Annotated in this window: 12 protein-coding genes; 3 read left to right on the top strand and 9 right to left on the bottom strand. The window is 65.5% G+C overall.

The genetic code is table 11. The features are described 5' to 3' along the window. Positions 1–48 precede the first annotated feature (48 nt). Both GGQ64_RS13770 and GGQ64_RS13775 read left to right on the top strand, forming a co-directional pair. Entirely contained in the window at positions 49–858 is an 810-nt protein-coding gene (locus tag GGQ64_RS13770; RefSeq protein ID WP_183805153.1) for a taurine ABC transporter ATP-binding protein, read from the top strand. Then, complete coding sequence (locus GGQ64_RS13775) at positions 855–1,742, top strand: ABC transporter permease subunit (protein WP_183805155.1); 888 nt, start codon at positions 855–857, stop codon at positions 1,740–1,742. The genes GGQ64_RS13770 and GGQ64_RS13775 overlap by 4 nt, the downstream gene beginning before the upstream one ends. 16 nt (positions 1,743–1,758) lie before the next feature. On the opposite strand, the gene GGQ64_RS13780 is transcribed toward GGQ64_RS13775, so the two are convergent. From GGQ64_RS13780 to GGQ64_RS13815, 8 genes are all read right to left on the bottom strand, one after another. After that, a complete protein-coding gene (locus tag GGQ64_RS13780; protein WP_183805157.1) occupies positions 1,759–2,376 on the bottom strand; it encodes a TerC family protein in 618 nt (205 codons plus the stop codon). A 369-nt stretch (positions 2,377–2,745) separates the two neighbouring features. Continuing rightward, positions 2,746–3,450, bottom strand: a complete 705-nt coding sequence (locus tag GGQ64_RS13785) for a class II aldolase/adducin family protein (protein WP_183805159.1) — start codon at positions 3,448–3,450, stop codon at positions 2,746–2,748. Next, complete coding sequence (locus GGQ64_RS13790) at positions 3,447–4,901, bottom strand: FGGY family carbohydrate kinase (protein WP_210300251.1); 1,455 nt, start codon at positions 4,899–4,901, stop codon at positions 3,447–3,449. The genes GGQ64_RS13785 and GGQ64_RS13790 overlap by 4 nt, the downstream gene beginning before the upstream one ends. A 64-nt stretch (positions 4,902–4,965) precedes the next feature. Then, entirely contained in the window at positions 4,966–5,814 is an 849-nt protein-coding gene (locus tag GGQ64_RS13795; RefSeq protein ID WP_183805161.1) for a sugar phosphate isomerase/epimerase family protein, read from the bottom strand. An 11-nt stretch (positions 5,815–5,825) separates the two neighbouring features. Next, positions 5,826–6,812, bottom strand: a complete 987-nt coding sequence (locus GGQ64_RS13800; RefSeq protein ID WP_183805163.1) for an ABC transporter permease — start codon at positions 6,810–6,812, stop codon at positions 5,826–5,828. Beyond that, positions 6,809–7,834, bottom strand: a complete 1,026-nt coding sequence (locus tag GGQ64_RS13805; RefSeq protein WP_183805165.1) for an ABC transporter permease — start codon at positions 7,832–7,834, stop codon at positions 6,809–6,811. Before GGQ64_RS13805 ends, GGQ64_RS13800 begins: the two co-directional genes overlap by 4 nt. Beyond that, positions 7,827–9,341: a sugar ABC transporter ATP-binding protein gene (locus GGQ64_RS13810; RefSeq protein WP_183805167.1), complete on the bottom strand. Its 1,515-nt coding sequence runs from the start codon at positions 9,339–9,341 to the stop codon at positions 7,827–7,829. The genes GGQ64_RS13805 and GGQ64_RS13810 overlap by 8 nt, the downstream gene beginning before the upstream one ends. A 126-nt stretch (positions 9,342–9,467) precedes the next feature. Continuing rightward, complete coding sequence (locus GGQ64_RS13815) at positions 9,468–10,451, bottom strand: substrate-binding domain-containing protein (protein WP_183805169.1); 984 nt, start codon at positions 10,449–10,451, stop codon at positions 9,468–9,470. Positions 10,452–10,689: 238 nt separating this feature from the next. Here GGQ64_RS13815 and GGQ64_RS13820 point away from each other — a divergent pair, with 238 nt between their 5' ends. Next, a complete protein-coding gene (locus tag GGQ64_RS13820; protein ID WP_183805171.1) occupies positions 10,690–11,754 on the top strand; it encodes a LacI family DNA-binding transcriptional regulator in 1,065 nt (354 codons plus the stop codon). Between the two features lie 3 nt (positions 11,755–11,757). Here GGQ64_RS13820 and GGQ64_RS13825 read toward each other — a convergent pair whose 3' ends face one another. Next, a complete protein-coding gene (locus GGQ64_RS13825) occupies positions 11,758–12,489 on the bottom strand; it encodes an SDR family NAD(P)-dependent oxidoreductase (protein ID WP_246422630.1) in 732 nt (243 codons plus the stop codon). Between the last annotated feature and the right edge of the window lie 13 nt (positions 12,490–12,502).

Below are 12,502 nucleotides of genomic sequence, written 5' to 3' on the forward strand. Positions count from 1 at the left end.
CGCCGGGGTGCGCAACCGCCAGAACGAGCCCGCATAAGGAAGACCGCCATGAGCATCCTGTCGTTTCGAGACGTGTCTCTCCGCTATCCGCAGCGGCCGGGGCTTCGTTCTGCCGCCGGCGACAATCTTGTGCTGGACAGCATCAACCTGCAGGTCTCCTCGCACGAACTCGTAGCGATCATCGGCCGGTCCGGATCCGGCAAGACGAGCCTCTTGAACCTTGCAGCCGGCTTCATCCTTCCGACGTCCGGCACGATTGCCGTCGACGGCGAACCGATCAGGGGCCCCGGCGCCGACCGCGCGGTCGTGTTCCAGGACGACGCGCTCTACCCTTGGCTCGACGCGCGCGACAACGTCGGCTTTCCGTTGAAACTGAAGGGCGTGCCGCGCGCCGAACGCCACGAGCGGGCGCGACAACTGCTGGAACTGGTCGGGCTCGGCGAAGCCGGCGACCGCCACATCTGGGAACTGTCGGGCGGCATGCGCCAGCGTGTCGGCATCGCCCGGGCACTGGCCGCCGAACCGCGCTTCCTCCTGCTCGACGAACCGCTGGGGGCGCTCGACGCGCTGACCCGTTCGCGCATGCAGGAGTTCCTGCTGCGCATCCAGAGCCGCAGCGGCGCCGGCGCAGTCCTCATCACCCACAGCATCGACGAGGCCCTGATCCTTGCCTCGCGCGTGCTGGTGCTCTCGCCCAATCCCGGCCGGCTGACCGCCGAGATCGAGGCCGGTTTCAGCAGCGAGATCCTGGCAGGCACACCGATCGAGCGCATCAAGGCGTCGCCCTTGTTCAAGCGCCTGCATGACGGCCTGACGAGCCTGATCCATTCGCTCCCCAACGAGGAGGCCGCCGCATGACGCTCTTTACCGAACTTCGCCCCCTGTCACGGCTGTCCGACGGGGACGAGGACGGACGCGCCGGCGACGAAGCGCCCCTTCGCGCCAGGGCAGCGCCCGCGACCGCCTCCACGGCAAGGCCCGTCCCGACCGCAGTAATCTCCGCGATCACCGTCCTCGTCATCCTCGGGCTCTGGAGCCTCGCCTCGGCCCATGCGCTGGTGTCGCCCGTCTTTCTTCCCTCGCCCCGTCAGGTGCTGGTCGCAGCATACGGCCTGGTCGTCACCGGCTTTGTCGACGCGACGCTTGCCGAACACGTGGGCGCGAGCCTCTACCGCATCTTCGGCGCCCTGATCGCATCGATCCTGATCGGCATTCCGGCGGGGCTGGCGATCGCGACGAGCCGCGTCGGTCGCGGCATACTCGACCCGATCGTCGAGTTCCTGCGCCCCCTGCCGCCGCTGGCCTATCTGCCGCTGGTCATCATCTGGGTCGGCATCGGCGAGGCCTCGAAGATCACCGTCATCGCGCTCGCCATGCTGCCCTCGATCATCCTTTCGACGTCGGCGGGCGTGCGGTCCGTCTCGAAGGACCACGTCAACGCGGCGCGATCGCTCGGCGCGACCCCGCGTCAGGTGCTCGGCCAGGTCGTCCTGCCGAGCGCCGTCCCGTCGATCCTCACCGGCATCCGTATCGCCCTCGGCGCCGGCTGGACGACGTTGGTCGCTGCCGAACTGGTCGCGGCGACGAGCGGCATCGGCTTCATGATCCAGTCGGCCGCCCAGTTCCTGGTTACCGATATCGTCATCGCCGGCATCGTCGTGATCGCGCTGATTGCGATCGTCTTCGAATATGTCGCCCGCCTGATAGAGCGACGCCTCGTTCCCTGGGCGTCGCATCGCTGAGGCGTGCGCGGGCTCGCTAGAGGGCCGCGACCAGGTGAGGCCATACCTCGATCGAGCCCCGGTAGATCATGTGCAGGGCGACGTAGAGGATGAGTGCCAGACCGATATAGGCGATCCAGTGGTAGCGGTTGAGGAGCCGCGCAATGTAGTTTGCCGCAATGCCCATCATCGCGATCGAAAGGATCAGCCCGATGACGAGAACGGTGGGATGTTCGCGGGCCGCACCGGCAACCGCCAGCACGTTGTCGAGAGACATCGATACGTCCGCGATGACGATCTGGGTGGCAGCCTGGAGAAACGTCTTCTTGTGTGTGACGATGCCGTTGCCTTCCTGCTCGTCCATTCCCGCGGCAGCACGCAGCTCGCGCCACATCTTCCAGCACACCCAAAGCAGGAGAATACCGCCGGCCAGCAGCAGGCCGATGATGTCGAGCAATTGAACGGTGACGCTCGCGAGCGCGATGCGCAGAACGGTCGCGGCCAGGATACCGACGAGTATGGCCTTCCGTCGCTGCTCCAGCGGCAGGCCGGCAGCCGCCAGGCCGATGACGACCGCGTTGTCGCCGGCGAGCACCAGGTCGATCATGATGACCTGAAGGAGAGCCAGGAACCCGGCCGATGTGAAAATTTCCATGATTTGCGCCTCAAGGTGAAATGCCGGGAGGGAGCAGTAACGGCGCTGCCGGGCTCGCACAAGTGAGGTTCTGCCACACTCTGCCGCAATGTGACCGGTGCGAGCCGGTGACCGCCGCGATCATCACGTAAGCAACGGTAGCCGGGTAATCGCCTCCGACCGGGGCGAGCCGCGACCGGGAGCGCGACAGCAATTCCCCCTCAGTGCCGGGAGAAACGCATCAGGCTCCTGCAACCAATCCGCGCAAACTGGCGCCGCGAACCACCATGTCGGTCTCAGTACCGAATGAATCGGAGCGCGCCGGTATCGTTGCCTATCTCCAGAGCCTGGCCGCGTCCGTTTGATGCGACGGCACGGGGCGTTGCCCTGTCACTCTGGCGACTTGGCCCTCGGGCGGGCGATATCGTTGGAGCCTTCGGCCTCCGGCCCATGGCCGTAGCTCATGCGCTTCATCTGCGCGATCACCCGCTCCATCTCGTCGTCCGGCAGGATCGGCGGCTCGCCGAGGGTCAGCGCCTGCACGTACATGCGCGACAGCGTCTCCACCTCGATCGCAAGCCACAGCGCGTGCTCCAGCGTGTTGCCGAGCGAAATCTGGCCATGCTGGCCGAGCAGGCAGGCGAGCCGCCCGTCGAGCGCCTTCAATGCTGCATCGGAAAGTGCCTGCGTACCGAAGGTCGCATATTCGGCGCAGCGGATCGTCGTGCCGCCGGCGACGCCGGTCATGTAGTGGAAGCTCGGGATCGTCTTGTGATGACAGGCGAGCGTCGTCGCATAGATCGAGTGGCAGTGCAGCACGACGTCGATATCGGTCCGGTTCTTCAGGATATCGCGGTGGAAGCGCCATTCCGACGAGGGGCGATGGCCGGCATAGGAGCCGTCGAAATCCATCTCCACCAGATCCTCCGGCGTCATCGTGTCATAGGGCATCGAGGACGGCGTGACGAGGAAGCCATTGCCGGTGCGCACGGAAAGATTGCCGGCGGTGCCCTGGTTGATGCCGCTCGAATTCATGCGGCGGCAGGTTTCCAGCATCTGGCGACGCAGGGTGGCGATATCGGTCGTGTCGGTCATGTCCTTGCCTTTCGGGACGGTACGGATGAGGGGAACTGGCAGTGGACCGCCTCGCGCCAGCGTGCGCGATAGGCGCCGAGCAAGGCCGCAGCACCGGGAAGCGGATCAGGACGCTCCAGCGCGAGGCTGTCGCGCGCCCGGCTGGAACCATGGGAGGCAAGCAGCGCCGTGCCGGTCGCCACGCCATAGGCGTCGAGATTGAAGAGCGTTTCGCCGCCGCCCCGGAACGCCGAGACCAATCGCGCGTAGAGCGGCTCGCGCAGGTAGCTGCCGTCGAGCACGGCGCGGTCCTTCGCCTGAAGCGCATCGAGGCACTCCACAGTCAGGAGCGCCATATAGAGGGTCGCGAGCGCCTTGCGCTGGGCAGCCGTTTCCGGCGGCGGCCCGACGATCTTGCCGCGTCCGGCGCTGCCTGGAAAGAAGCCGTCATCGGCGCCGAAGGTCGGCAGCGCCATCGTGCCGCGCTCAACGAGGCGAAGCGCCAGGGCGAGGTCGACCGGTTCCCTGTCCGTCTCGCCCGCCACATGGGAGAATTCCCGCCCCCCCATGGTCAGCGCGCCGGCGACGGGATTGCGGAATACATCGCTGTTGATCGTCATACCGCTTTCTTCCCTCACGCTGTCGAGCGGCGTGGCGGCGCTCATGCCGACGATCCAGGTTCCGGTGGAAACCACCGCCGCATCGGCAAGGCCCGCGGCCTGGTAGCGGTAGAAGTTGGCGCTGCTGTCGTGGATGCCGGTCAGCACCCGCAAGCCGCTCGGCAGGCCGAAACGCGCGGCGAGCACAGGGCGTACCGTGCCGAGGCTCGCCCAGGCGGGAACGAATTCCGGCATCAGCCGCTGCCAGCCGCGCGCGGTGACGATCGGTGCGGGGCGGGCATCCGGCGTGTTCCAGAGATGGGATTGCGCACCGCGGCTCGTCGCCTCCGCCGCTGCAACGCCCGTCAGCCTGAAGGCCCAGTACTGCGGCGAGCAGAGGAACCAGCGGGCGCGGGCGAAGCGCTCCGGCTCAGCGGTCTCCATCCAGAGCAACTGCCGGGCCTGATGGGTCGCCCCGTGCATGATCATGCTGCCGCGGTCGCGGAAGGAGCCGGCCAGTGGCCGATAGGCGCGATCGATCGCGTCGGGCAACGGCTGTTCGTAGTCGATCATCGGCAAGGCCACGCCACAGCCGTCATCCGGGTCCGGCCCGACGAGCACGGCGCCGGATCCATGGCCGGTGGCGACGAAGGTATCGAGCGGATGGCGGCGGGAAAGGGGTGCTAGGCCACTGAACACCCAGTCGCCGATCCCTTCGAGATCATGGTGGCGCCAGGGCGGACCGGACCGGACGGCATTGGCGACCGAGAGCGTCTCCGCGATCACGCCGTCGCGGGTGACAGCACTGAGCTTGATATTGGTCTTGCCGATATCGAGCACGGCAACAGTTGCGGCGAACGCATCAGCGGGCAAGATGCACTCCCTTCCTATGCCCACATTCCCGGCTCGCCGGGAATGTGGGCTTTTTGCTCCCGGATCAGATCAGGCCGTATTGCTCGGCCTTGTTGCGCAGGAAGGGCAGGCCCTTGCCCATCACCTCCTCCATGTCGCGGGCGACCGGACGCCAGACAGCGAGGCCATAGGCCACTTCCGGCGGCATGTTGATGAAGCTTTCCATAGCAAGCCCTCCCTTGAAGCCGATGGCGGCGAGCGCGGCATAGATCGCATCCCAGGGAATGTTGCCGTAGCCCGGCGTGCCCCGATCGCTTTCGGAGAGGTGGATGTACTTCAGGTGATCGCGGGCGATCAGGATACCGTTGGCAGCGCCCTTTTCCTCGATGTTCATGTGATACGTGTCGAGATGGACGAAGACGTTGTCGGCACCGACGCGCTCCACCATGTCGACCGCCTGCTGCGCCGAATTGATCAGGTGGTTCTCGTAGCGGTTCACGGCCTCGACGCCGAGCTCGATGTTGTACTTCCTGGCGTGCCTGGAGGCGGCCTCGATCACCCTGGCGATGTTGTCGTATTCGCCTTGCGTCGGCGGAACGCCGGTGCGCTCGCCGATGCCGCCGAAGATGACGCCGGAAAGCGCCTCCCCGCTCATCTCCGCCGTCTTTTCGATCGCCACCTTCAGATACTCGAGCGCCGCATCCGGACGCACGGAGGCCCAGGCATGCTCCGGCAAACCGAGCGAGCAGACGGCGCGCAGCTTGTTCTTTTCCAGGAGGTCGCGGGTATGCTTGGCGTCGACGGCCGGCGCATTGAGCAGCGCGATCTCGACGAAGTCCATCTTGTAGTGCACGGCACCGGCAATCGCCTTCTCGGCGCCTGCGCGGTCCCAGTTCATGGTCCACATGCTGGTGTGAACGCCGAAACCTTCCATGGTCGTCTCTCCTATTTCACGAATTTGATGAATGTTGCCGAGAACCACCGGAGCACCATCACGACGATGAGAAGGATGCCCCAGACGGCGGTGGTCAGGTGCTGGTTGGCGCCGAGCAGGTTGAGCCCCGAGGACAGGAGCTGCAGCACGACGAGCGCCACGAAGACGGGCAGGACGCGGCCGAAGCCGCCGAAGGGGTTGATGCCGCCGAGAAAGCAGGCGAGCACGGTGATCAGCAGGTAGGACTCGCCGTGTCCCACCCGCACCGAATTGAAGCGGGCGAGCATGATGATGCCGGCGATCGCCGCCATCACGCCGGACAGCACATAGACCAGCACCAGCACCTTGCGCGTGTTGATGCCGGAATAGCGGGCCGACTCGATGTTGGAGCCGATCATGTAGGTGGAAAAGCCGAGCTTCGAGCGCGACAGCAGGATGTGGCTGACGATCACGCAGGCGATCAGGATCAACAGCGGCACGGGGATGCCGAGGATGCTGCCGTGGCCGATCGGCGCGACGAAGGCGGGGAAGCCCGAGATGTCGCCGCCGCGCGTCAGGAATTCGCCGAGGCCGCGCAGGAAGATCATCATCGACAGGGAGACGAGGATCGGATGCGCGCGGGTGAAGGCGATGACGAGGCCCATCACGAGGCCGCTCGCAGCCCCCACGGCCAGCGCCAGCACCGAGCCGAACAGGAAGGCGGCAGGGCCGGCATCGACGCCGCCATTCGCCTGCAGGGTCCAGGCGAGCGTCAGGCCGGCGATATTGGCAGTAAAGGTGATCGCGAGGTTGAGGCCGCCGGTCAGGATCGGCAGCAGCATCGCAAGCGTCAGGATGCCGAGCTCCGGCAGCTGGAACGCGACCGAGCCGAAGGTCGCGCCCGTCAGGAACTGCGGCGAGGCGAAGCCGAAGAAGATGAGCACGGCGGCGAGGGCTGCGAAGGGACCGGCCATGTCGGGCCCGAAGACGGCATTGAAGCGGGCGGCGAGCGCGTTCATCGGCCCGCTCCCTTTGCTGTGTCGTCGCCGGGCTTGGCGGTGGCAAACAACGGGATCAGTTTTTCGATGCGGGCGCTCGACAGCGTGATCGCGGCGAGGATGATGGCACCGACGATCATCTTGAAGGCGAAGGGCGACACGCCCATCAGGTTGAGCCCGTTCTGGGTGATGGAGACGAGCAGCACGCCGAGCACGCAGCCAAGAACCGAGCCCTTGCCGCCGCCGAGGCGCGCACCGCCGAGCACCACGGCGGCGAGCACGTCGAGCTCGCGGCCATAGAGCGCGTTCGGCACGACCTCCTGGGCATAGTGCGCCTGCATGAGCCCGGCGATGCCCGCCATCAGGCCGAGCCAGCCGAAGGCGATGAACGGCATGGCGCCGATATTGATGCCGAAGCGGCGGGCCCCTTCCGGATTGTCGCCGAAGGCATAGAGCTGCCGGCCGGTGGTCGTGCGGCTGATGAGAAGCCAGGTGGCGAACACGCAGATGGCCATGACGACGACGGGAAGCGTGATCTCGGCCCAGCTGCCATCGGCCATTTCGCGCTCGTAGATGATGACGCGGGTCGTCAGCCAGTCGGGCAGGTTGTAGATCGACACGCCCCTGGTGAAGAACATGAGCAGGCCGAAATAGACGTTGAAGGTGGCGATCGTCGCGACGATCGAGATGATGCGGAAGCGATGGATCAGGAAGGCATTGATCATGCCGAGCAGGATGCCGGCGCTGCCCGCGATGAGGAGGCCCGAGACCCAGCCGCCGCCCCCGATCCGCTCCAGCGCCAGCGCCGTGACATATTGCACGACGGAGGCCGCGACCGCGAAGGAGATGTCGATGCCGCCGGCGATCAGCACCACCAGCAGGCCGACGGCGAAGATGATGTTGACGGCGCTGATGTTCAGGAGGTCGAAGGCATTGCCGAGCGTGAAGAAGCGATCGGTGGCAAACGCAAGGAAGATGCTCATCGCCACGATGACGCCGATCAGCACGAATTCGGTGGTGTGGGACAGGAACAGCTTACGCATAGACCGCAGCCTCCAGGTCCTTCAGCGTGGTGGCGTGGGGATCGTACACGTCGGCGATCCGGCCCTTTTCCATGTGGATGACCCTGTCGGCGTTGAAATAGACTTCCGGCACCTCGTCCGAGATCAGGATGATGGCGAGCCCCGCCTCGGCAAGCCGCGCGACGATCTCGAAGATGCCGGCGCGGGCACCGACGTCCACGCCGACGGTCGGGGAATCGAGGATCAGCACCTTGGGATCGGTGGCGAGCCATTTGGCGATCGCGACGCGCTGCTGGTTGCCACCGGAAAGGGTCGAGATCGCATCGTCCTGCCTGCCGATCTTGACGCTGAGATCGGCGATCCAGCGGGCAACGAGCGAGCGCTTCTTTTCCGGCGAGATCAGCCGGCCGCTCAGGATGCGGTTGAGCGAGGCCATGACGAGATTGTCGGCGATGGACTGCGGCTGGTTGAGGCCGAGCGCAAGCCGGTCTTCCGAGAGATAGGCCACGCCGGCGGCAATCGCCTCGCGGTTGGAGGCGAAGCGCACCGGCTTGCCGGAAAGCGTGATGGTGCCGGAAGCTGGCCGGCGCATGCCGAACAGCGTCAGCGCAAGTTCGGTGCGTCCAGACCCCAGAAGCCCGGTGATGCCGAGCGTTTCGCCGCGGCGCAACTCGAACGAGATGTCGCTGAACTCTCCCGACCGGGAAAGATTGTTGACAGAAAGCATGACCGGATTGTGCGAGACGTCGCGGGCTCGGGTGCCCTGGTCGAAGGTGCGGCCGGTCATCAGCTCTGTGATCTTCGACTGGGTCATCCCTTCCACCGGATAGACGCCGACCAGTGCGCCGTCGCGCAGGACGGTGATGCGCGCCGAAATCTCCAGCACCTCGGCGAGGCGATGGCTGACGAAGACGACCGCGACGCCGGACGCCGAGAGGTTATGCACGATCGCCAGCAGATGATCGGTCTCCGACTGGGTCAGCGAGGCCGTCGGCTCGTCCATGAAGACGATGCGCGCCTCGCCGACCAGTGCCCGCGCGATCGCCACGATCTGGCGCTGGGCGATGGCGTAGTCCTTGAGCGGCCTGTCGACATCGAGGCTGACGCCGAGCCGGGCCAGCGCTTCCTCGGCGATGCGGCGAATGGCGGCATAGTTGACAAGGCGCGGACGCGCGCCCGAGAGGGTCTGGAAGGCGATGTTCTCGGCGACGCTCATTTCCGCAAACAGCGCGAGGTCCTGCCAGATGATCTGAATGCCCCTCGCCTGCGCCATGCCGGGCGTCATGTGGGGTATGGCCTCGCCGTCGAAGACGATCTCGGCACCGGCCGCGGGCTTGTAGACACCGGAAATCACCTTGATCAGCGTGCTCTTGCCGCTGCCGTTCTCGCCGGCCAGGCAATGGACTTCACCGGGCATCACCTCGAAGGAGACGTTCTTCAGCGCCCTCACCCCGCCGAATGTCATGTTGATGCCGCGCAGCGAAAGGAGCGGCCGGGCCCTTTCGCCTTCATCCGATGCGGTACTCATGCCGGTTGCCTGTCCAGTCGAAGGTTATGGGACGTCGTTGGTTCCGGCGCCGGCCGGAAGCCTCGAATGTCGCGAGTGGCAGGCCGGTCGCATGGACCGGCCCGTCACCCGGGAGGGGGCCTCTTGTCAGAGGCCCATGGCGGCCAGTTCGTCGACCGTATCCTTGTTGATGGGGAGCAACTGATCGACGATGATGTCGTTGCCGACCGGCTTGATCACGCCCAGGCCCGCAATGTCGTCGCCCTCCTTGACGCTCTCTCCCTTGACCAGGCGATCGGCGAGCGTGACGAAGACCTCGCCGGCCTGCTTCGGATTCCACATGAAGCCGCCGGAAATCGCATCCGACTTGATGAGCTTCTGGCCCTGTCCGGGCGAGAACGGCCCGAGCACGAAAATCTCGCCGGTCTTGCGGCGCTCCTCGACGGCACGGCCGGCGCCGATCGGGCCCTGGCTGCCGAAGGCGAGGAAGCCCTTGAGGTCCGGATGGGCGGCGATCAGGTCCAGCGCGGTGGAGCGGCTCTTGTCCACGTCCTCGGCAACGCCGTAGCGCTCGCCGACCAGCTTCATGTCCGGATGGTTCGCCTTGAGATATTCGATGGCGGCATCGGCCCAGGCATTGTGCAGCGGCACGGTCAGCGAGCCGACGAAGACGGCATATTCGCCCTTGCCGCCCGTCTTCTCGGCCAGCAACTTGGCGTGGGCTTCGCCGAAGCCGCTGGACGAGGCGAGCTCGAAGTTCCAGTCGGCGCCCTTCTGGGCGGGCGATTCATGGGTGATGACCTTGATGCCGGCGGCCTGCGCCTTGGAAAGCACGGGCTCGAGCACCTTGGCGTCGTTCGGCACCACGCCGATGACCTTCACACCTTGCGCGATCAGGTCCTCGATGGCGCGCACCTGCAGCGCCGGGTCGGCGCTGGTCGGACCGATCATGAAGGCGTCGACGCCCAGCTTCTGGCCCTGTTCCTTGATGCCGGCTTCCATCGCGTTGAACCACGGAATGCCGCCGATCTTGACGACCACGCCGACCTTCGGCGCATCCTGTGCGAACGCAACCACCGCGCCGGCGAGCGACAGCGATGCGGCTAGTGCCGCAGCAATAAGCTTCCTCATGTTCACTCCTCCTCCAAGCTCGCATCGGCGAGCGACCGGCCGGCAAAGCGGCAGGTTCTTTTGGTTGCTCCTTGGCCAGGGATGTCCCCCGCCTCCCATCTCGCCTCCTCCGGCGAACCATCTTGCACAATCGTTCTTTCTTTTTTGCACAATCGATGGTGCAATGACTATCGACCAAGCCGGGGCTTTTCGTCAAGGGGGATTTGTCCCTAAGGAAGCACGGATCGAAGGGGCAGATATGACAGGCATAGGAAAGAAGAAGGCGACGATCTACGATCTGTCGGTTTTGTCCGGCAGTTCGCCATCCACCGTCAGCGCCGTTTTGAACGGAAGCTGGCGCAAGCGGCGCATCAAGGAAGCGACGGCCAAGCTGATCCAGAACCTTGCCGACGCACACGGCTATACGGCAAACCTGCAGGCGCGGGGCCTGCGCTCCTCGCGTTCGGGCCTCGTCGGCCTGTTGCTGCCGGTGTATGACAACCGCTATTTCTCATCGATGGCGCAAACCTTCGAGGCCCTGGTGAGAAGCCGCGGCCAGTGCCCCGTCGTCGTCAGTGCCTGTCGCGATCCCGAGGAAGAGCGCCAGGTCGTCGAAACCCTGATCTCCTATTCGATCGACGAGCTCTTCATCGCCGGCGCGACCGATCCGGACGGCGTGCACACAGTCTGCGAAAAGGCGGGGCTCAGGCATGTGAACATCGACCTCCCCGGCACGAAGGCGTCGTCGGTCATCAGCGACAATTTCGAGGGCGCGCGCCTGCTGACGCAGGCGATCATCGAACATGCGAGGAGGGATGGTCCGGTCGCGCCGGAGGACATCTATCTGTTCGGTGGTCGCAACGACCACGCCAGCCGCGAACGTATCCGTGGATTTCGCGAGGTGAAGCGATCGATGCTGGGCGCGGATCCGGATGCCTGCATCCAGCCCACGGGCTACTCCCCCGCCATGACCGCCCGCGCCTTCGAGGCCTTTTACCAGAGCCATGGAAAGCTGCCCCGCGCATTCTTCGTCAATTCGTCGATCAACCTGGAAGGCCTGCTGCGTTTTCTGGCGCAACACCCGCACGAGACCTTCGCCGACATCATCGTCGGCTGCTACGACTACGACCCCTTCGGTTCCTTCCTGCCGTTCCCGGTCTTCATGATCCGGCAGGACAGCGAGGCGATGATTGCCAAGGGCTTTGCCATCCTGGAGGCAAAGCGCGAGCCCGCGGTCACACATCTCATCCAGCCTATGCTGGTACCACCCCGCACGGCGCTCAGCGGTCCGCTGGACACCTTGAAGGACGTGGACGGCGGCTGACCGTCAGCCGACGTGATACCCGCCATCGACCGGCAGGGTCACGCCCGTGACGAAGGCAGCGGCAGGCGAGCACAGGAACAGGATGGGGCCGACCAGATCCTCCGTCGTGCCCCAGCGCTTCAGGGCGGAGCGCTCAGCGATCTTTTGCGCGCTCTCGTGCACCGACCAGAGCGGCTTCGTCATCTCGGTCCTGTGGTAGCCGGGCGCGACCGCGTTCACGCGCACCCCGTCGCGCCCGTATTTGTGCGCAAGGGCCCTCGTCAACCCGACGATGCCGGTCTTGCTCGCCGTGTAGGACGGCACGCTCTCGTCGGCGAGATAGCTGAGCATCGAGGCGAAGTTGACGATGCTGCCGCAGCTCTCCTTGAGCAGCGGAAAAGCGGCACGCGACAGACGCATGGCGCTGTTGAGATTGACGTCCATGACGTCGAGGAAAACGTCCTCCTGCCACTCGCTGTCCGGCCGCGCAATGCCCTGGCAATTGACCAGCACGTCGAGCCGATCGAGCGAGCCGAAGAAGCGTTCCACGGCCGCACCGTCGCGAACGTCCAGACGTTCGAAGCGAAGGCCATCACCAACGGCTTCTGACCGCGCGGTCTCCAGCCTGCTTTCGGAACTCCCCGTCGCAATGACCGTCGCGCCGGCTGCTGCAAAGCCCTCGGCGACACTCAGGCCAATTCCGCTCGTCCCGCCCGAAACGACGATCGTCTTGCCGCGAAAGGCTGAATCAAACATGCTTCTGTCCATC

The sequence above is a fragment of the Mycoplana azooxidifex genome, from assembly GCF_014196765.1.
Lineage (GTDB): Bacteria > Pseudomonadota > Alphaproteobacteria > Rhizobiales > Rhizobiaceae > Mycoplana > Mycoplana azooxidifex.

Coding starts and splice junctions, on each gene's coding strand:
- GGQ64_RS13805 (WP_183805165.1), bottom strand. CDS start 7,834: ATGCGTAAGCTGTTCCTGTCCCACACCACCGAATTCGTGCTGATCGGC.
- GGQ64_RS13785 (WP_183805159.1), bottom strand. CDS start 3,450: ATGACCGACACGACCGATATCGCCACCCTGCGTCGCCAGATGCTGGAA.
- GGQ64_RS13825 (WP_246422630.1), bottom strand. CDS start 12,489: ATGTTTGATTCAGCCTTTCGCGGCAAGACGATCGTCGTTTCGGGCGGG.
- GGQ64_RS13815 (WP_183805169.1), bottom strand. CDS start 10,451: ATGAGGAAGCTTATTGCTGCGGCACTAGCCGCATCGCTGTCGCTCGCC.
- GGQ64_RS13775 (WP_183805155.1), top strand. CDS start 855: ATGACGCTCTTTACCGAACTTCGCCCCCTGTCACGGCTGTCCGACGGG.
- GGQ64_RS13810 (WP_183805167.1), bottom strand. CDS start 9,341: ATGAGTACCGCATCGGATGAAGGCGAAAGGGCCCGGCCGCTCCTTTCG.
- GGQ64_RS13770 (WP_183805153.1), top strand. CDS start 49: ATGAGCATCCTGTCGTTTCGAGACGTGTCTCTCCGCTATCCGCAGCGG.
- GGQ64_RS13780 (WP_183805157.1), bottom strand. CDS start 2,376: ATGGAAATTTTCACATCGGCCGGGTTCCTGGCTCTCCTTCAGGTCATC.
- GGQ64_RS13800 (WP_183805163.1), bottom strand. CDS start 6,812: ATGAACGCGCTCGCCGCCCGCTTCAATGCCGTCTTCGGGCCCGACATG.
- GGQ64_RS13820 (WP_183805171.1), top strand. CDS start 10,690: ATGACAGGCATAGGAAAGAAGAAGGCGACGATCTACGATCTGTCGGTT.
- GGQ64_RS13795 (WP_183805161.1), bottom strand. CDS start 5,814: ATGGAAGGTTTCGGCGTTCACACCAGCATGTGGACCATGAACTGGGAC.